This window comes from Martelella mediterranea, assembly GCF_004342225.1.
Lineage (GTDB): Bacteria > Pseudomonadota > Alphaproteobacteria > Rhizobiales > Rhizobiaceae > Martelella > Martelella mediterranea_B.
Window position 1 is genome coordinate 231,296 of the sequence record NZ_SMAR01000001.1, and the last position, 19,154, is coordinate 250,449.

Sequence of the window (19,154 nt, forward strand, 5' to 3'; positions counted from 1 at the left end):
TGGGGCAATGAATATGTCGCAGAACAGCTTTGACGAGAATGAAGAAGAGCCGCTTGATCCGGCGGTCGAGATGGTTCGGCGGCGGATGCTGCGCTTGCAGATCGTTTCCGCGTTGATCATGATCGTGTCGCTGATGGCCGTCTTTGGTGCCATTCTCTACAAGGTTTTCAACAAACCGGATGCTGAAGAGGTTGTTTCTTCGGGCGCCATCGTGCCTTCGGATGCGCCCCGGGCTTTGACCGCGACGTTGCCGCGTGGCTTCGTTATCGCCGATATCAGCTATGGCAATGGTCAGGCCCTGATATATGGCACGAAAGAAAACGGCGAGCAGACGCTTTACCTCTACGACCTGAACACCGGCCGCATGGCCGCTGACGTTGAAATCCGCTTCGACTGATCTTGAGCAGATGACGCGGCCCGTTACTGCAATCAGTGATCCCGATGACGACCGGATTGCGCCGTTCAAGGCAATCCGGGAGAGGGACCTTGTTGGGCGCAGCGGGCGGTTCATTGCCGAAGGAACGGTGGTTCTACGAGTTCTGGCAGAGGCGCACGCAGAAGAAGAACGGTTTGTCGCCGACAGGATACTCGTTCTGGAAAACCGGCTGAAGGGTGTTGCCGATATTCTGGATCGGTTCCCGCAGGACGTGCCGGTTTATAGCTGCACCTCAGCGGTTCTCAACGCCATTGCCGGTTTCGACATGCATCGTGGTGTTCTCGCGCTTGGCCGTATTGCACACGCACCGGATTTTTCGGCGCTGATCGCTGACCTGCCCGGGAACGCTCTGGTCGTCGTATGCGTGGGCCTCTCCAATCACGATAATGCAGGCAGTGTTTTCCGAAACGCGACGATATTCGGCGCTGATGCCGTGCTTCTTGATCGGACATCATGCGATCCGCTTTATCGCAAGGCGATCAGGGTTTCTGTTGGGTCTGTGCTTAAAATGCCGTGGCACAGAGGCGGCGAAGCATCTGAGTTGCTGTTCACGCTCAGGGATGCTGGCTTTGATGTGATTACGTTGTCGCCCTCGGGTAAGACACCGCTCAATGCCCTGAAGCCCGCTCAGCGACGCACAGCACTCGTTCTGGGAACGGAAGGTGAAGGGCTGCCGGAGGATATTTTATCCGCATTTCAGCCGGTGCGTATTCCGCAATCCGGCAAACTCGACAGTCTGAATGTTGCAACGGCAGCCGGTATAGCGCTGTTTCAGATTGCCACCGCCAGCGGCCGTATCGTCTGAGCGTTCTCAGTTGCGATGCAACTGATCCATGATTTTCAGTGCACGGTCTGCAAGGCTGAGCCGCGACCTATCGCGACCCTCTGTTTCACCCTGTTTACCAAGAGCATCTGAAATGGCCTCGCGTCCACCTGTCAGGTCGGTATAGGCGATCATCAATGCCGAGAGCTCCGCGATTTCATCACGAAGCTGGCTGTCTTTTTCGCCCGTTTCTGCATCAGCTTCAATTGCCGCGCATATGGCCTGATAGCGTCTTTCAATCGCGCGCTTCAGCTCGTCAGTGGTGTCGCTGCCATTCGTCATGCAGTTGGCTCTCAGAAGGGATTCCAGGTGGGCTTCTGGGTGAGTTTCAGGTAGCCGATATTCACACCGAGCCTAGCACCGACACCGGTTCTGACCGGAACCAGTATGACATTCTGGTTCTTGTAAACCTGCATGGAGAAACCTGCGACGACATATGCAGAACCGGAAACACCGCCATAACGGGCATAAAGTGCAGGAACAGACGGCAGGTTATAAACCAGCATCATCGAACGCGAACCATCGCCGCCGTAATCAATGCCCAGTGACGGGCCTTGCCAGAAAACCTGATGGCGCCCGGCATTTTTGGTATTCAGCCAGCCTTCGCCATAGGTCAGTCCTGCGATAAATGCGCCGGAGCCTTCCGAGCCGAGGATATAGCCGTTGGGAAGGCCGTATTTGGAAAATGCGTTTTGCAGCGCTTTGGCAAGGCCGGAACTGGCCGAGCCGAAGAAGGTGTTGCCCGCGTCAATGATTTCCTGTGCGCTGTAGCTTCCGTCCTGCTGTTGTTGCGGGGGCTGTTGTTGCATTTGTGTTTGCGCTGACGCCTGAGGCGCGATAAGCGCAAGCAGAAAAAAGGCGAAAAGGACCGCTGGACCGCTCCGGTAAAATGATCTGGCACGCATGGCGTTTTCATTCCTTTTGTTCTCGGGCCTTGCCGGATATGAACAAAATCCGGCATGCATAAAAATCTGTCCCATTGTGACCGCGACCTCTTAACAATGGATTTACCAAATATGGTGTTTTTGGTGAAAACGCTTTTACGCAAAACATGGCCATCAAGTCACGGCGTCCGGTGAGCCTGAAACAACGAGGAAATCCGATCATGGAAAAAAATCCTAATCTGACGCTGAGTGCAGCCGATCTGTCCGCGCTTCTTGCAAGCCGCATATGCCACGATGTGGTCAATCCGATCGGCGCATCTTCAAATGGTCTGGAGTTGCTCGATGAAGGCGGGATGGATGAGGATGCTCTGAACCTGATCCGGCAAAGCACGCTCAGTGCCGCGACCCACTTGAAGTTCGCGCGACTGGCCTTCGGTGCATCGGGGACACTCGATACCCCGCTGGATACCGGAGAAGCGGAGACGGCGGTGCGTGATCTGATCGGGCTTGGCAAACGGATTACGCTGAACTGGGTCGGGCCCCGTATCAGCGCCCCCAAGGATCGGGTCAAACTGCTTTTGAACCTTGTGCTTATTGCCCAGTCGTCGATCCCGCGCGGTGGCACGATTGATGTCGGTCTGGATGCGGCTGGCGATATCTTTGCATTTATCGTCCGCGCCCGCGGGAACTATATCCAGTTTCCTACGGATTTCTCACGGATTTATGGTGGCGTGATGGATGATCCCATCACGTCGCATAATGTGCAGGCCTATTACACGGCGCTGATGGCCGAGGAGGCGGATATGAATGTTGAATTCGTTGTCAATGACGGTGAGGTCGTCTTCGAGGCCAAACCGGTTGCTTGACGCCAGACGTTGACTTTAGACGGACAAAGCATGATGAACCGCCCGGCGCATCCACCGGGCGTTTTTCATGAAGGGCTGAACGGTTCCGCCTAAATGCTATGTCTCGTTCTGCTTTTCTTATTCTTGCCAAGCTTTCGCGTTAGCGAAAGAGAAGCTTTGGCCGTGTTTGCAGCTGTTGTTGTGAAAACGTTGCTGTTGTGTGCAGATGCGAAACCATTTCAGGTTTACCGCGTTGCATAAAAGATAAGAGTCCCGCTCAGACCGCCTGACCTCTCCGGGGAGTTGTCACGTGAAATCCTGTATTCAGTCTATCAAACTGATGCCGTTTGCCTTGCTTCTGGCTGCCGCTTCGCCTGCTATCAGCCATGCGGAGGATGTGCAGGCATCTGCAACCGTCGATCAGGCACCGGGCAACGCCAAAAATGCCGTGCCGGTTGAAATCCGCCCCTTTCGCAAGGCTCTCGAAAGACGCTGTGAGATCGGCTATGGCGGTGCGGTGCCTCTTCTGGCGCCGATGAAAGGCGCATTGCGACTTTCAGTCGAGCAGGGCGCGCAGGTTAAAAAAGATGATGTGATCGGTACATTTTCGACAGACACGCTTGAGCCCAAACTTGCCGAAGCAAAGCGCTCTGTGGCTTATGTGAAAGCCCGGCTCGATTACAGGGCTGGGGTTTATCTGGAAAATCTCTCAGCCATTCACACGCTTGATGAAGCGGGGAAATCCGCAGCCCGGGATCATCTGGCCGCGCAGGTGGCTGATATGAAACGGCTTTATGGAAAAGGTCGTTTGGCGCTTGGGCGTTTTCAGGACGCCCAGCGAAGGCTGGATGCGGCTGATGCTGCGCTGGAGCAGGCCCGCCGCCGCCACCAGATGGAGATGCGGGAGGCAAACCTGAATGTGATCAGTTTGCAGAATGACCTTGCCAGACAGGAAGCGGAACTGGGGCGTCTGCAGCAAGAAAAGCACGAAGCGACATTTCTGGCGCCGACCGCCGGGCGCCTGATTGACATTGAAACGGCGAGCGTGTCGGGGCGCTCACTCAATGTGGAGGAAGGTGAGCGGCTTGCTCTTGTTGTCGACCCAGGCATGATGGGGGCGCGATTGACCTTTGACCGGCGGGAAATGCAGCTGGTGAGAAATGCCGATATTCAGGTGACGCTTGAGAACAGCGGCGAACAATACGATGCGCGCATTCTGTCTGTTCAGGCGGTCGAAAGTGAAGCAGAGCGGCGCCTTGGTCACTTCAGAAATGAAATTGAGATTGGGTTTGCAGCGCGCGAAGGCGCGGTACCCGTCGGTGCTGATGCGACCTGCCGCTTTACCCGTCCGGAAGCCGAGACTGCCCCGGCGGTTCCCGTTGCTGCCATTCGTATGGGCAATGGCGGCAATTATGTTGAGAAGGTGAAAGAGGGCGGTAGCGAGCGCGTCAAGGTGGAGCTGGGAGAAGTTTCAGAAAACTATGCACGCGTCCTCTCCGGCCTGAAACCGGGCGATCGGGTGCTTGAATAGTCAGAATGATGCTGCCGAAACCGAAGTCCTGGGTTTTTAAAGCCAGTATGCGCAGACATATGACCGCGGGTGTGGCTGTGTGCGTGTCTATGCTGGCTGCTGGGTGTGTATCGCAGCAACTGGAGGAGACCGTCGGGCGTATCGATGTGATGGAGGCGGAGCTCAATACGTCACCGCCGCCGCCACCGAAGCCGGGTAAGACCCTTGGCCCCGAGGCCCTCCTGGAAACCGCTGAAAAGCGAGGTCGCGACTTCTTGCAGGCGCGGATCAGCCGCGCGCGTGCTGTGCTGGAACTGGATGAAACCAAGTCAGGCCGATATCCGCGCATCTCTGCCGAAGCGCGTAGTGTTTCCACTTACACCGGTCATGGTGACGATAGTGCGGAGACCGTTTCCAATATCGTGCTTGGCGTGAACTGGGATGTTTCGCGCGCGCTTTTGAGGCTGGACCAGAACGAGGTGAAAATCGCCGGAGAGCTGATCCCGGTTCAGTATCAGATCGCACAGCGAAATGCGACGCGCGGGCTTATTGATGTCTATGACGAATACACTGCACTTGATTTCAAGCGCCACGACGTATCGCTTGAGAAGCAAGCGCTGCAGTGTGATGTGGATGGCACAGAAGTGGAGGTCGCGCTTGGCAATGCAAGCGAGTCGGAACTCGATGCACTGAACGAGCAGATTGATGCCGCCGAACGGGAGGTGCTGGCCGTAAGCAGGGCTTTAAACTCAAAGCGGAACGAGCTTTTGGGGCTGGTCGGCCTTTCTGAAGGTGGCTATGACGTTTCTGCCGGTCGTTCACCGCAGGAGGCGTTGTCTGCTTATTCTTCTGTCGGGGTGGATGATGCTGATGTCTGTTTTGATCGGTCCGGTCAGAAGCGCCTGGAAAATCTGCTGGTTGAGGCTGCGGGCGCTCAGCTGGATCGGGCCAAACAATCGCGTCTGACAAAGCTGACCACTTCCATCCCAAGCTTCATGACGCAAACAGGCGGCTTCAATCTGCAATTTTTAGTGTCATATGTCTTGCCGCTCGTTGACCAGGGGGATGCCTTGCGTATCACCCAGACAGCGCGGCTGGCCTTGCTGGAAACGATCTTGACGGCGCGCGACAACCGACGCTCCTTCATGAGTACATTCGATGACCTGCAGGTGTCCCTGGCTTCTGCCGAAAGTGACCTTGCTGCTGCTCGGACCGCGCGCGCAAAAGCCGAAAGTACAGTGCAGAACGCCGGGCCGACGGATCGCTGCACGGCCAATGTCGATCTTCTGAAAGCGCAACATGCAGTGAAGCGCGCTGAATACAAAATCGAGGTATTGCGCGGGAAACTCAGGCTTTTGTGCGCGCCGCTCAGCGAGAAAACAATCGATACGGCCGGTCTGGCGGCGAATGCAAAATAAAAAACCCGGTCAGAGCCGGGCTTTTTGTCATTATCATCTGAACGTGTTCAGGCGCGTTGTTGCATTTCCTGGCTGGACGGATCACGCAGCACGTAACCGCGGCCCCAAACCGTTTCGATGAAATTGGTGCCGCCTGCGGCGTTCGCCAGTTTCTTTCTGAGCTTGCAGATGAAGACGTCGATGATCTTCAGTTCAGGCTCATCCATGCCGCCATAAAGGTGGTTCAGGAACATTTCCTTCGTCAGTGTTGTGCCCTTTCTCAACGAAAGAAGCTCCAGCATCTGATATTCCTTGCCCGTCAGATGAACGCGCTGACCGCCGACTTCAACCGTCTTGGCGTCGACGTTTACGGAGAGCTCTCCGGTGTTGATGATCGACTGCGCGTGACCCTTGGAACGGCGCACGATCGCATGAATGCGCGCCACAAGCTCTTCCTTGTGGAAGGGCTTGGTCAGATAATCATCCGCACCCGATCCGAAACCACGAACCTTGTCGTCCGTTCCGGACATGCCGGAGAGAATCAGTATAGGTGTTGCGATTTTTGAAACCCGCAATGCCTTGAGAACCTCATAGCCGGACATATCCGGCAAGTTGAGGTCAAGGAGGATAATATCATAGTCGTAGATCTTGCCCAGATCCACGCCTTCCTCGCCAAGATCCGTCGTGTAGACGTTGAAATTTTCGCTCTTGAGCATCAGCTCGATGCTGCTTGCTGTGGCGCTGTCGTCTTCGATTAAAAGAACCCGCATGTCTTTCCCCTTGAACCGCCGCAATGAAAGGTCTTGTGTCGCCCCCGACGCGATACGGACTCAGTGATGACCTGATCTGGAAGCTGCCATGGAATGGTTAACAAATTCTGATTCTCTTTGGCAAGATGGTCAGAATTTATTAATGGTTCTCGTCATCATTCTGATTTTTAAGCTTTTTCAAGTAGATAAAAAACTAGAAAAAGGTTTAAGAAAAGAGCTTAAGCGACTCATCCGACTCGCAAGTTTTTCTCCGTATCACTGTGGGAATTTACCGACCCTTAAGTGATGAGGCCTATGATCGGTCATGACTGTAAACGAAAGGTTACCAGCGTTTGGTTTTTGTTAAGCCTTTTTGGCTGGCAAAAACGAATCATGTGCGGGGGGAGCCTTTTGGTCAGGCGTTTGTAAGCCGGGGAGTTTTGCGTATGAAGGCACGAAACAGTCTGTTGCGTCTCAAGGCGTTTCAGGTGAAAGAAAAGAAGCGTCAGCTTCAGCAGCTTCAACTTATGATGGATGAATTCAGCCGCATGTCGGATGAACTCAAGCGTCAGATTGAAGCAGAAGAGCAGAAAACGGGAATCACCGATCCCGAACATTTTGCCTATTCAACCTTTGCCAAATCCGCGCGTCAGCGGGCTGAAAATCTCAGCGTGTCTGTTCAGGATTTGCTGGAGCAACGTAACGTGGCTGAAGCTGAATTGGCGGAAATTGAGCTTGACTATCAGCGCGTTGAAGCGATGGAAGAGCGCGACAGCGCGGGCCGTAAGCGCGCCTGATGTGAGCCCGAGGGGTATAAGCTGCGGCTTTTAAGGAAGCCGCAGGGGGCTCTTAACAACACGGTTTTTCAAACTAAAACGGCCGCAACGTGTGATAACGCTGCGGCCGTTTTGGATCTTGTGTGCACAGGGGAATGTGTTGCCGGAATAATGCTTACTGCTTCCTGCCGTCGTTGTGACGCTCATAACCAGCCACTTTCGGGGCGCTCAATCATTGCCACGCCAGCGCATCAGCAGATGCGATGACGTGAAATATCCGGCAGGCAACTTCCTGGAAAGTTAGTGGAATAAACTTGACATTTGAATCCCGCCTGCCGCCAGTGATAGTTTCAAATGTCAAATTCGAAAATTCCACTAGAAATATAGACTTGGCTAGTGGTTCTTTTGATTCCGGCATTTGGATAAGCGCGTGCGGAAAAGGGAACCAAATGCCGGAATCGAACCACTAGTTTCGGTACTGCTGAATGCGCGTCGTTCGCAAACCAGCAAGTCCATGATCATCAATCGATGCCTGCCATGAAAGAAACTCTTCAACTGTGAGGCAGTAGCGTTCACAGGCTTCTTCAAGGCTTAAGAGCCCACCACGCACAGCTGCGACCACCTCGGCCTTTCGGCGAATAACCCATCGCCTGGTGTTGGTGGGGGGAAGGTCTGCAACCGTCAGCGGACTGCCGTCTGGACCTATGACATATTTCGCGCGTGCGCGGGCTAGCTCGGTCATCGTACTCTCTACTTAAACTCACAACCTACTTTGCTAACCTAGCGCCACACTTTTAAAATTTGACTAAGGCACAGGTAACGCTCTGGTAACCAAAAATACCGGGGTTTTCAGCGATTTTCCGGTGCGACCGGCGTGCTGTCTACCCTTGCGACTCCCGACTCTTTTAAGTTGTGCAGGTCAAACACCAGGACAGTGTTGGCGTGGCTTGGCTTAATCGGGCCGTCAGCCTCTAAATCATGAAGGCAGAAACCTCGGTTGCGCCATAGCCGAAGAGGTGAGTCGGAGTGCCCGAACTCAAAAAGGTGAGTTTGTCGCCGATTGACATGTACATGATGGCTGAGGCTCCGATTGTCGTATTCGTGTCGCCATTTTGGCCCGCTGCGATGCGCAAAACGGTCTCTGTACCGTTCTTTCTCAATTCCAGAGCGTAAAATGCGGAGGCCGCCGCCGTCGAAACCATATGGATCGCATAGTAGCCGCTGGTCGGAAAAACGAGCGATTGTCCGCCTGCTGTCGCCGGATCACCCAAAGCAAAGTCGCCTTGATTACTAAAAATAGTGTCAAAGCCGAAGGTCTCGCCGTCACCCACGGTAACGGCACCTCCCGTTGGTGCAGCCCGCACGATGGGCTTTTGTGGTTGATGCACTGCACCTGATGGATCAAGCCGCAGGGCCTCGAACCAGTTTGAACCGTCAGGGCTGGTTTTGATTGCAAAGGAATCCGAGCCAGCCAGCCCCATTTCTGCACGGCCGGACCAGCCTGTCTGGAACAGAAGAGATGCCGTGTCATCAGGCGATTGCTTGTTGACCTTGAGCTGGTGGCCTCCACCATCATTGTTGAAAAGCGTGGACGGTGCGGCCACAGCAAGACGGTTATTCAAATCGGCAGTGGCATTAATGCCCAGTGTTGCAACGCTTGAATCTTGCGGGAAAGCGGGGACTGTCCAGGCGGCGCCATCAAAAAAACGGTTCTGCTGCACGGCTGAAAACCATGCCGACCACCCGGCAGCAGGCTGGATAAACTGCCAGAGCCCGTCCTGAAACAAGGCGATCTGACCATCATGGCCGGACCAGCTTGCTGACGCGCCTAGGCCGACAAGATAACAAACCCCTTCGTCTGGTTCGTCTGGCGGAGATATCAGCTCATCAGCGATCGCGATGTGAACAAGAGCATCGAGGCGTTGCAGAGCCTCGTTATGGGTGACGTGTTTCTGTGCCTGTGCTGGCAGAATGAAAGGCAGGCCAAGCTTTTGTGTCGTATCGGTCATTTGTAAACCCTTCGTAGTGGCGGATCGGGTGCCGCGTCTCAAACGAAGAATACATCTGCCTTGCTGCCACGAGGAAAATGGTGGGTCAGATTGTAGCGCAGTACGAAGTGCTGATTTCAATATTTTCTGACTGATGATCGTCTGTTGCGGGAAAATATCACATCGCATGCGTTGCTCCGGTGGTGTCGTTCTGGTGGCCCGGCGTGGCTCGGTAAGCAATCGCTTCACCGATATGCATTCGCCCAACCTGTGCTTTTCCATCAAGGTCTGCGATCGTGCGCGCAACTTTCAAGATGCGATGATAGCCGCGGGCTGAAAACTTCATCTTTTCGGCCGCCTCGCGCAGCAGCGCCAGCCCAGCGGCATCCGGCTCGGCCAGTTTTTCGATCAGGTTTGCCGAACAATGCGCATTCACGGTTGCCGCATATGAAAGACCGGCAAAACGCTCTCTTTGTGCATCCCGGGCGCGCGCGACGCGCTTCGCGACACTGGCACTGCTTTCCCGCTGCTCCTGCGCTCCAATCAGGTCAAGGGCACTGACAGCAGGTACATCGATGCGGATATCGATACGATCCATCAGCGGGCCTGAAATACGAGCCTGATAGTCGGAGACACAGCGGTGGCCGCGTGCACAGCTGTGGCCGGGTTCGCCCGCCATCCCGCACCGGCATGGGTTCATCGCGGCGACAAGTTGAAATCTGGCGGGATAGCTGACCCTGTGATTGGCGCGGGCGATGACACATTCCCCGGTTTCAAGCGGTTGCCGGAGTGCATCGAGAACCTGGGGCGGAAATTCCGGAAATTCGTCGAGAAACAACACACCATGATGTGCAAGCGATGCCTCGCCCGGCATCGCCTTTAAGCCACCACCTACCAGCGAGGCCATACTCGCAGAATGATGCGGTGCGCGAAAAGGCCGGCGGTCAGAAAGTTTGCCACCGGCCAGCTTGCCTGCGATTGAATGCACCATCGACATGTCCAGCAATTCATGCGGCAGCAGCGGTGGCAAAATGGAAGGCAGGCGCGCCGCCAGCATCGATTTTCCAGCACCGGGCGGCCCCACCATAAGAAGATTATGTCCTCCGGCCGCGGCGACCTCCAATGCTCTTTTTGCGCTTTCCTGTCCTTTGATGTCGGCAAGGTCTGGCAGTTCACCGGAGCCAGTCCGAATGGCTGCCTGTGGTCGCGACAGAACCTGCGTGCCCTTGAAATGGTTTGCAATGGCAATCAGGCTGCGGGGCGCCAGAATATCGAGGTCGGCACTGGCCCATGCCGCTTCGGGGCCGCAGCCTGCAGGGCATATAAGCCCCTTATCGTCTGCGTTGGCGGCCATCGCGGCAGGCAGAGCGCCTGCCACATTGGCAATGGTTCCATCAAGATTGAGCTCACCGATCACCACATAGCCGGAAATGGCGTCCGCCGGTATCGCACCCATGGCCGCCATCAGCCCGAGCGCAATCGCCAGATCAAAATGGGACCCTTCTTTGGGAAGATCGGCAGGTGCAAGGTTCACGGTGACGCGTTTTGCAGGAAGCGCAAGACCCGTGGCATGAAGTGCTGCCTGAACCCTTTCACGGCTCTCTGCAACGGCCTTGTCGGGCAGTCCAACGATCTGCATGCCGATCTTGCCGGGCGCGATCATGATCTGGACATCGACCGGCACCCCTTCGACGCCATGAAATGCAACCGTTGAAACCCTCGAAACCATCGTCCGTCTGCCCCAAACCAAGATGAAATATGATGAAATGTATCTTATGGTTGTAAAGGTTGCACACTTGGATTAAACAATCAAGAACAAAATAGGAACAAGTCTGAATGGGATGGACAAGCTTCTCCATCGGCCTTAATCCGACGAAAACCGCAGCCTGTCGGCGACTGAACGGCAGGATGTTGAATTTTTGACATGGTGGAACGGGCCAACGGGCAGCTGTCGGCTTCATGTATGGAAAGCGTGCCAGCGGAGAGGCAGAATATGGGACTTACGACTGAAGAGCAGATCCTGATCGAACAGCGGGTGACAAATGAGGCCAAATCGACGGCTGCGACCTATCTTCTTTGGTTCTTTGTCGGCTGGGCCGGCGCACATCGGTTTTATCTGGGGCGTAACGGCTCGGCGATCGCCATGCTTTTGCTGAACATCGTTGGCTGGATGACGTTCGCTTTTCTGATCGGTATACCGCTTGTCGTGATCTGGGGCATCTGGTGGCTTGTCGACCTGTTCCTGATCCCCGGAATGATTGACGCACAGAAGAACAGTGTCCGCAATTATCTGACGCAGGAAGCACTCGTCCGGCAGAAGTCATAATAGATATGCGCTGACGAAGCGTATTATTGCCGTGAGGTCGAAACCGCACGAGGTGTGCGTTTTGGGTATTGCCGGAAAACTGTCAAAAAAAACCAAAAGCCCGGATGCTGTTGTCAGCATCCGGGCTTTTGTTTGTCAGGTCAGAGCGTGATCGGTCGGCCTTGTTAAAGGTCGCCGGACTGCGCCTGTTCCTGCTTTGCCTTGTCGTCCATCAGTTCATACCACATGGCGTTCAGCACTGCGAAAAGTGCGGCCAGCGGCAAGCCCAGGATCCATGCAAAATACCACATTGAAATCTCCTTTATGGATTTCTTGACCCTTTCAGTGGAGGGGCCGCATGCGGCCCCGTCCTGTGATCAGTAGGCGTGTCCGTCGCCGGTAACATCCTTATCCGTAACCTTGCCCCACATGATGTGGTAGACCCAACTCGTATAAGCGATGATCAGCGGAACGAAGATCACTGCACATACCAGCATGATGAACAAGGTGAGTTGGCTTGAAGACGAATCCCACACTGTCAGGCTGCTCGACGGATCCTGCGAAGACGGCAGAATGAACGGGAACATGGCTACGCCGGGCGTGGCCACAACGCCGAAAACCGAGGCTGAGCTGGATAGCATGCCGAGGATTTCCTTCTTCGTCTTAAAGCCGATCAGCGCACCGATAGCACCAAGAAAGCCGAGAGCAGGTGCCAGCATCATCCACGGATATTTGCCGTAGTTTGTGAACCAGGCTCCGGGTTCGCGCGCCACGTCGCTCATCAGGGGATTGGACGGGCCACTCGCATCGACAGCACCGGTGAAGGCATAGCCCTGAATGCCGTAGTAGAGCCAGACGCCGGCGAGTGCGAACAGGACGATCAGAGCAACGGCCGAGATGCTGCCGAATGCACGTGAGCGTGCTGCAACCGGCCCTTCGGTCTTCAGTGCCAGCCACGATGCGCCATGCATTGTCAGCATGGCAACGCAGACGAGGCCGGTCAGAAGTGCGAAGGGGTTCAGGAGTGCGAAGAACGAGCCGTCATAGAACATCCGAAGATCATCATCGAAGCGGAAAGGCACACCCTGAAGCGTGTTGCCCAATGCGACGCCGATGATCAGCGTCGGCACAAAGCCGCCAATGAACAGCATCCAGTCCCAGGTCGTGCGCCAGGTCTGGCTTTCCCGCTTGGAGCGGTATTTGAAGCCCACCGGACGCAGGATGAGCGCGAACAGGATCGCAAACATCGCCAGATAGAAGCCGGAAAAGGATACCGCGTAGACGAACGGCCAGGCGGCAAAGATGGCGCCGCCACCAAGGATCAGCCACACCTGGTTGCCTTCCCAGACGGGACCGACTGTATTGACGACAATGCGACGTTCAACATCGTTCTTGCCGACGAAGGGCAAAAGCGTCGCCGTGCCCAGATCGAAGCCATCCATGACGGCATAGGCGATTAACAGCACGCCGAGCAACAGCCACCAGATAACTCGGAGGACTTCGTAGGATATAAGATCGTGTAGTACCATGATGATTTACTCCGCAGGTGCAGCCATCGTGCCGTGCTGGCGGCGGAAGCCGAGCGTTGGCATTTCAGGCCCGTTGTCGGGTTGCGGTCCTTTGCGGATCGCGGCGAGCATCAGGCCCATTTCGACAATGAACAGCACCGTGTAGATTGCGACAAACGCGACAATCGTCAGCAGAACAGTGGATGCACCGAGGCTTGATACGGCAGCTGCCGTGGGCAGAATACCTTCGATAATCCAAGGCTGACGGCCAAACTCGGCAACAATCCAGCCGCATTCGGCAGCAATCCAGGGCAGTGGGATGATCCAGACTGCGAGCTTGAGAAGCCACGGATAGTGGTCGAGACGGCGCCGTGCCGAAAGGTAGAAGAATGCCCCCATGACCGCGATAAACAGGAAGCCGCAGGCAACCATGATGCGGAAGGTCCAGAACAGGATCGGGACATCCGGAACGAGACTGTTGGCGGCCATGTCGATCTGTGCCGGGGTTGCATCGCGCGGGTCATCAACCCAGCGCTTCAGCAGGTAGGCATAGCCGAGGTCATTGCCATACTGTTCAAGGCGCTGCTGATCAGCAGTGTCTGCGACGCCCGTTCCCATGTTTTCACGCACTTTGACGAGAGCGTCATAGGCAATGATGCCGTTTTCAATCCGGGTCTTGCCCTGTTCGACAAGCTGATTGATCCCCTCGATCGGCGTGTCCAGAGAGCGGGTCCCGATCAGGCCCATAACCCATGGAATGTGAACGGCGAAATGGGTTTCACGGTCCTGCATATCCGGAATGCCGAAGAGGGTAAACGACGCCGGTGCCGGTTCGGTATCCCACATGGATTCGATTGCGGCGAGCTTCATCTTCTGATGTTCGGTGGTCAGGTAGCCGCTTTCGTCACCGAGAACGACCACTGAAAGAGCGGCCGCAAGGCCGAAGGAACAGGCTACAGTCATCGACCGTTTGGCCAGTTCCGAATGGCGGCCCTTGAGAACATACCAGGCAGAAACGCCCAGAACGAACACAGCAGCCGTCACATAACCTGCTGAAACTGTGTGGACAAACTTCGCCTGCGCAACCGGATTGGTCAGCACTTCAAAGAAGTTCGTGACTTCCATACGCATGGTTGCCGGGTTCAGCTGCGAGCCCACCGGGTTCTGCATCCAGCCATTGGCGATCAGGATCCACAGAGCCGAAAAGTTTGAGCCGATTGCCACACACCAGGCGGTGATCAGGTGGGCAACCTTCGACATGCGATCCCAGCCAAAGAAGAACAGGCCGACGAAGGTGGCTTCCAGGAAGAAGGCCATCAACCCTTCGATCGCCAGCGGTGCACCGAAGATATCACCGACATAGTGGCTGTAATAGCTCCAGTTCATACCGAACTGAAACTCCATCACGATGCCTGTGGAAACGCCCAGCACAAAGTTGATGCCGAACAGGGTTCCCCAGAATTTGGTCATCTGCCGCCATATGCGGCGACCCGTCATGACGTAGACCGTTTCCATGATCGCTACGATCACGGAAAGGCCCAGCGTCAACGGCACAAACAAAAAGTGGTAAAGTGCCGTCATAGCAAATTGAAGGCGCGATAGCGCCACGATATCCAGTTCCATTGCGTCTCTCCCGCGTTCAAACCGGGTCTTAATTGACCGGCTGCGCCACCCTCTCCGGCAGCGAAGCCGCATTCTTTTTATTTTCAGCCGCGTGGCCTGATGGGGCCGTTCACTGCTGACTTCGGTTCGCGCACCGTTCCGGGGGAAAGCCGGAAACCGGGTTTCACCCGGAACAGTGCGCTGTCACGACCAGACACTCAGTCTGGCCGAAGGGCGGCCAGTGCTGCCTGAAAGGCAGGTTCGCCGCGTTTCGGGGCGGCAATAATCCGCCCGGAATTCATGATCAGAAGCCGGTCGGCAATTTCTGCCTCGCGGCGGATGTGTGTCGCGATCAGGAGCGTGCGTTCATCAACAGCGCGCTCATCAATCCGCGCCATCACATCGCGCGCCGTCGGGCCATCAAGGCCCTCGGTCGGTTCATCGAGAAGCCAGACCGGCGTGTCACGCAGCAAAAGCCGCGCCAGTGCCAATCGCCGCGCCTGACCACCCGACAGTCCAAGACCTTTTTCGCCAAGCTCTGTATCCAGGCCTGCCGGCAATCCGCGCACCGTCTCGTCAAGTCCGGCGGCATCAAGCGCGTTCATCAGGGTTTCGTCGCCGGCAGCTGGCAGGGCAAGCTTCAGATTGGCGCGCAGCGTGTCCTGAAAAAGCTCTGTGCGCTGGGTGAGAAGTGTCGTTGGCAGTGCCGAAACAGAACCTGACACAGGGGCAGCTTCTCCTGCGAAAAGTGCCATGATCGAGGATTTTCCAGTGCCACTTGCACCGATCAGCGCGACCTTTTCACCTTTTGCGATTGAAAGTGAAAGTGCGCTGACAGCAGGTGCACTGCGACCCTCATATTGCATCGTCACAGCATCAAGGCTCAGAGCTAAACCGGGCCCGGGCGTGGCTGGCTGAAATTCGGTCGTATCCGGTGTGCCTTCAAAGCGTGGTGCGAGCCTGCGCGCAGCCAGAAGCGTGCGTCCGAGCTCCAGAGCACCCCGTCTCAATGCTGCAAATGGTTCAAGCGCTGCAAAGGCAATCAGCAGAGCAAGAGCGGCGAGCGGTGCGGAAATTGTCCCGGCTTCACTGAGGCTCGCACCCGCCAGCAATACGCCCGCGAGGATGCAGGCTGTAACAAGGTCGAAACCAAAGCCGGTATTGGTCTCGATACGGTTCAGCGCAACATCGGCTTCCCTTTCGCGCGTATCGGCGTCAAGGACACGTCCACGCTGAGCGTGAAGTTCGCCTGCGAGTGCCAGCTCACTCTGACCGGCAACCATATCTACAGCGCGGGCGCGAAGCGCTTCCTGTGCGTGTGCCCGGCGACGCGCCGGAACCTCAGCGCGACGAGCGGCGAGAACCGGCATCATAATGCCCGGGATCATAATGGCAGCGGCAACAGCCAGTGCCAGTGGCCACGAGAGAAAGCCAAGCACGATCATGGTCGTCAGACCTGCGATCACAGCCACTGCGCCTGGAACGAGAACGCGCAGGTAAAGCGTATCCAGTGCGTCTACATCAGCTGTCAGTCGGAAAAGCAGGCGTGCCGGGCGGAAACTCAGCGCCTTGGCGGCTCCTGGCGCTGCAAACCCCTTGAACAGGCGGACGCGCAAATCCGCCAGCACTTTCAGCGTGGCATCATGGGTCTGCAGGCGTTCACCATAGCGCGCTGCAGTTCGTGACATGGCAAGAAAGCGGATGGCCGCCGAAGGGGCGAACACGTCAAAGGCCAGCGCGGTCGCACTCGTCAGACCGGCAATTGCCGTTGCTGTGACAAACCAGCCGGAGACACCAAGAAGGGCAACGCCTGCCAGCACAGTCGCTGCAGCAAGTGCTGCGCCGGCCAGCAGACCTCTGCGCTGCTCCGACCAGAACAGTCGGATCACCGGTTTCAGATATGAAAGGCCATGCCGTCTCATTGTGCATCCCTCCGGAAGCGATCATTGAGGTCGATAACCCTGTCCATGCGCTCCGCCAGAACCGGATCATGGGTTGCCACGATCAGCGTGCGGTCCGTTGCAAGTGTGAGCAGCGATTCTGTTATATCATTCGCGGTATGGTTGTCCAAATGCGCCGTTGGCTCATCGGCGAGAATGAGGCCGGCGTGATGATTGGCCGCAGCGCGTGCAAGTGTCAGGCGCAATCCTTCGCCGCCGGAAAGCCCCGCGCCATTTTCACCGATCATCGCGTTGCCATGCGCATTGGCGGCGTGCTCAAGCGAGGCCAGTGACAGCGCCGCTTTGATATCGTCAGGGCGGATATTCCTGCGATGGAGGCGGATGTTTCCGGCAATGGAACCGGCAAAGAGGTGCGGATCCTGCCCGATCCAGGCGATGCGTGCGCGCAAGGCCGACGCTGTTTCGGGTGAGAGCGTTTCGCCATCAATGATAATGCGACCATGGCGGATTTCAGCGAGTCCTGCGATCAGCGCCAGAAGTGTTGATTTCCCGCTGCCTGATGGTCCCAGCAGTGCCACATGCTCGCCGGGTTTGACTGAAAGACCGAAGCTGTCGAATACGGCTTCAGCGCTCCCCTGATGGGTGAACGAGAGGTCTCTGATTTCCACAGCAACAGGGCCATGCGAAATTGCATCCGTGCTTATCGAGCCAGACGGCTTCTGGTCCACCATGACGAGACCGTCTTCGGCGAGGCCGTCAAGCGCCAGAAGGGCTGCATCGCCCGACGCGCGATCATGCCAGACGGATGACAGCATCCGCAGCGGATCGAAGAATGCGGGCGCCAGCAGAAGAATGAAAAGACCTTCGGAGAGCGACATTTTGGTGCCCCAGGCGCCGAAGTTGATCTGGCCGAGAAGGTGAAAGCCGATATAGGCAGCGGCCATCGCCACACCAAGCGCAGAAAAAAGTTCAAGCACGGCAGAGGTGAGAAACGCCACCCGCAAAACTGCCATTGTCCGCTTGCGCAGGTTTTCGGCTCTGAGGCGAAGGCGCCGTGAAACCTGTTCGACGGCATCAAAGGAGCGAATAGTTGAAAGGCCCCGCAGCCGGTCCAGCAGGAACGCATTGAGCGTGCCCATGTCGGCCATGTGTTTTTCGCTGGCCGACTGCGCACTCCATCCGATCAGGGCCATGAAAACCGGGATCAGTGGTGCTGCAATCAGGAGTACCAGGCCTGCAATCCATGAAATCGGAAAGACAACAGCCAGAATGGCAAGCGGTACAACCGATGCCTTGAAACGTGCCGTCTGAAAGCGCGAGAGATACGGGACGATGTATTCGGCCTGCTCGGCAAGAATGCTGGCTGCTTCGCCGGATGCAGCACGGCTGCTATCCAGCGGAGAACGCATCGCCATGGCCGAAAGTGCGGCTTCCCGCTTTTCGCTCAGGATATTTCGGGCCGCCCGGTATGCACGCCGGCTGCCGGCCTTTTCCAGCACAGCCTTGAGAAAGCCAAGGGCAAGCACGCCAAGAGCAAGCGGCCAGACGGCAGACACACCCTGTCCTTGCGCGATCAGCCCGATCCCGTGCGCCAGACAGGCGGCCTGCGGCAGCCACATCAGTTCGGCGAGCGTCTGAAGCCAGGCTGCTGTCTTCAGGTCCCGGCTTTTTGGCACTGGCGCACGTTGGCTTTTGCGTGTTGCGCGTGTTTGAAGCGGCTTTTTCGACTGAGGCCGGGTCTCAGATGCATGCATGCCCGTTCGCGGTGTTGAACCCACGTTCTTTAGCCTGCTTTTGTCACGAACAATCTGGTCCATGGCCTATGCGCCTGCCTTGTTGCGCTTGGATGCTGACGTTTTGCCGAGCGAGACCACCTTGTCTGCTGTGTCCAACAGTTTTGTGACTTTCGAGCCAAGCCCAAGCAACATCACCAGCCGCTCTGTCTCAAGGTCCTTCACGTCGTCATACCAGTTGGAGAGCTGCTCAATCATGGCCTGCATCTCGCTCATCTTGCCTTGAGCATAGGCCTCATTTTCATCCTGCGGCTCGCGCAGAGTGACCTCCCGCAAAAGGCTGAGCGTGGGGTCGACCTCGCGCTTCTTTCTTTCTTCGGCCAGCGTGCGCAGGATCGCCCAGACATCATCCGGGGTGGTGTAAAAATCGCGGCGGTCTCCGGGAATATGCCGCAGCAGCACTAGGTTCCAGCTTTGCAGCTCTTTCAGGCCGGTTGCGACATTGGAGCGCGACATCTTGAGCAGCGAAACCATGTCGTCAGCGCACAACGGTTCCCGTGAGGCATAGAGCAGGGCATAGATCTGACCGACCGTGCGGTTAATCCCCCAGCGACTGCCCATTTCTCCAAAATGAAGCACGAAATCCTGCATTAGCGGTGACAAAGTCATTAGTATTCCTGATGCGTCAGAATTTTCA

General features: G+C 56.3%; 20 protein-coding genes. 8 read left to right on the top strand and 12 right to left on the bottom strand.

Annotated features, from left to right (window positions below):
- The first annotated feature begins 13 nt into the window (after positions 1-13).
- Positions 14-397 carry a hypothetical protein gene (locus EDC90_RS01030; RefSeq protein ID WP_132307608.1) on the top strand — a complete coding sequence of 128 codons (384 nt, stop codon included), beginning with the start codon at positions 14-16 and terminating at the stop codon, positions 395-397.
- A gap of 10 nt (positions 398-407) precedes the next feature.
- The gene (locus EDC90_RS01035; protein WP_132307610.1) at positions 408-1,241 is read left to right on the top strand and encodes a TrmH family RNA methyltransferase; all 834 of its coding nucleotides are present in this window, start codon (positions 408-410) and stop codon (positions 1,239-1,241) included.
- Between the two features lie 6 nt (positions 1,242-1,247).
- On the opposite strand, the gene EDC90_RS01040 is transcribed toward EDC90_RS01035, so the two are convergent.
- Together EDC90_RS01040 and EDC90_RS01045 are read right to left on the bottom strand one after the other, a co-directional pair.
- The gene (locus EDC90_RS01040) at positions 1,248-1,541 is read right to left on the bottom strand and encodes a hypothetical protein (protein ID WP_132307612.1); all 294 of its coding nucleotides are present in this window, start codon (positions 1,539-1,541) and stop codon (positions 1,248-1,250) included.
- A gap of 11 nt (positions 1,542-1,552) precedes the next feature.
- The gene (locus EDC90_RS01045; protein WP_245510880.1) at positions 1,553-2,068 is read right to left on the bottom strand and encodes a DUF1134 domain-containing protein; all 516 of its coding nucleotides are present in this window, start codon (positions 2,066-2,068) and stop codon (positions 1,553-1,555) included.
- A 296-nt stretch (positions 2,069-2,364) separates the two neighbouring features.
- Here EDC90_RS01045 and EDC90_RS01050 point away from each other — a divergent pair, with 296 nt between their 5' ends.
- The 3 genes from EDC90_RS01050 (at position 2,365) to EDC90_RS01060 (ending at position 5,916) form a co-directional block, all read left to right on the top strand.
- On the top strand, positions 2,365-3,009 hold the full coding sequence (locus EDC90_RS01050) for a histidine phosphotransferase family protein (protein WP_132307616.1): 645 nt from the start codon (positions 2,365-2,367) through the stop codon (positions 3,007-3,009).
- A 289-nt stretch (positions 3,010-3,298) separates the two neighbouring features.
- Positions 3,299-4,519, top strand: coding sequence for an efflux RND transporter periplasmic adaptor subunit (locus EDC90_RS01055; RefSeq protein WP_132307618.1), 1,221 nt, complete (start codon positions 3,299-3,301; stop codon positions 4,517-4,519).
- A gap of 83 nt (positions 4,520-4,602) precedes the next feature.
- Complete coding sequence (locus tag EDC90_RS01060; protein WP_132307620.1) at positions 4,603-5,916, top strand: TolC family protein; 1,314 nt, start codon at positions 4,603-4,605, stop codon at positions 5,914-5,916.
- 47 nt (positions 5,917-5,963) lie between these two features.
- Here EDC90_RS01060 and ctrA read toward each other — a convergent pair whose 3' ends face one another.
- Positions 5,964-6,665, bottom strand: coding sequence for a response regulator transcription factor CtrA (gene ctrA, locus EDC90_RS01065; RefSeq protein WP_132307622.1), 702 nt, complete (start codon positions 6,663-6,665; stop codon positions 5,964-5,966).
- 88 nt (positions 6,666-6,753) lie between these two features.
- On the opposite strand from ctrA, the gene EDC90_RS01070 reads away from it, so the two are divergent.
- The gene (locus EDC90_RS01070) at positions 6,754-6,951 is read left to right on the top strand and encodes a hypothetical protein (RefSeq protein WP_132307624.1); all 198 of its coding nucleotides are present in this window, start codon (positions 6,754-6,756) and stop codon (positions 6,949-6,951) included.
- A gap of 139 nt (positions 6,952-7,090) precedes the next feature.
- Complete coding sequence (locus tag EDC90_RS01075) at positions 7,091-7,441, top strand: flagellar export protein FliJ (protein WP_132307799.1); 351 nt, start codon at positions 7,091-7,093, stop codon at positions 7,439-7,441.
- Between the two features lie 445 nt (positions 7,442-7,886).
- Here EDC90_RS01075 and EDC90_RS01080 read toward each other — a convergent pair whose 3' ends face one another.
- From EDC90_RS01080 to EDC90_RS01090, 3 genes are all read right to left on the bottom strand, one after another.
- Entirely contained in the window at positions 7,887-8,162 is a 276-nt protein-coding gene (locus tag EDC90_RS01080; protein WP_132307626.1) for a DUF1153 domain-containing protein, read from the bottom strand.
- A 229-nt stretch (positions 8,163-8,391) separates the two neighbouring features.
- Complete coding sequence (locus tag EDC90_RS01085) at positions 8,392-9,429, bottom strand: DUF2793 domain-containing protein (protein WP_165972697.1); 1,038 nt, start codon at positions 9,427-9,429, stop codon at positions 8,392-8,394.
- A 157-nt stretch (positions 9,430-9,586) separates the two neighbouring features.
- Complete coding sequence (locus EDC90_RS01090; RefSeq protein WP_132307630.1) at positions 9,587-11,137, bottom strand: YifB family Mg chelatase-like AAA ATPase; 1,551 nt, start codon at positions 11,135-11,137, stop codon at positions 9,587-9,589.
- A gap of 264 nt (positions 11,138-11,401) precedes the next feature.
- Between EDC90_RS01090 and EDC90_RS01095 the strand changes: the two genes are divergently transcribed.
- The gene (locus EDC90_RS01095) at positions 11,402-11,734 is read left to right on the top strand and encodes a TM2 domain-containing protein (RefSeq protein ID WP_132307632.1); all 333 of its coding nucleotides are present in this window, start codon (positions 11,402-11,404) and stop codon (positions 11,732-11,734) included.
- Positions 11,735-11,898: 164 nt separating this feature from the next.
- Here the strand turns inward: EDC90_RS01095 and cydX are convergent, their stop codons facing one another.
- The 6 genes from cydX to EDC90_RS01125 form a co-directional block, all read right to left on the bottom strand.
- Positions 11,899-12,024: a cytochrome bd-I oxidase subunit CydX gene (gene cydX, locus EDC90_RS01100; protein ID WP_132307634.1), complete on the bottom strand. Its 126-nt coding sequence runs from the start codon at positions 12,022-12,024 to the stop codon at positions 11,899-11,901.
- A gap of 66 nt (positions 12,025-12,090) precedes the next feature.
- Entirely contained in the window at positions 12,091-13,242 is a 1,152-nt protein-coding gene (gene cydB / locus EDC90_RS01105; RefSeq protein WP_132307636.1) for a cytochrome d ubiquinol oxidase subunit II, read from the bottom strand.
- Positions 13,243-13,248: 6 nt separating this feature from the next.
- Positions 13,249-14,844: a cytochrome ubiquinol oxidase subunit I gene (locus EDC90_RS01110; RefSeq protein WP_132307638.1), complete on the bottom strand. Its 1,596-nt coding sequence runs from the start codon at positions 14,842-14,844 to the stop codon at positions 13,249-13,251.
- A 197-nt stretch (positions 14,845-15,041) separates the two neighbouring features.
- Positions 15,042-16,745, bottom strand: coding sequence for an amino acid ABC transporter ATP-binding/permease protein (locus EDC90_RS01115; RefSeq protein ID WP_132307640.1), 1,704 nt, complete (start codon positions 16,743-16,745; stop codon positions 15,042-15,044).
- Positions 16,742-18,541 (bottom strand): thiol reductant ABC exporter subunit CydD, encoded by a 1,800-nt coding sequence (gene cydD / locus EDC90_RS01120; protein WP_245510881.1) that lies wholly within the window; start codon positions 18,539-18,541, stop codon positions 16,742-16,744. Before cydD ends, EDC90_RS01115 begins: the two co-directional genes overlap by 4 nt.
- A 3-nt stretch (positions 18,542-18,544) precedes the next feature.
- On the bottom strand, positions 18,545-19,126 hold the full coding sequence (locus tag EDC90_RS01125; protein WP_132307642.1) for a GbsR/MarR family transcriptional regulator: 582 nt from the start codon (positions 19,124-19,126) through the stop codon (positions 18,545-18,547).
- Between the last annotated feature and the right edge of the window lie 28 nt (positions 19,127-19,154).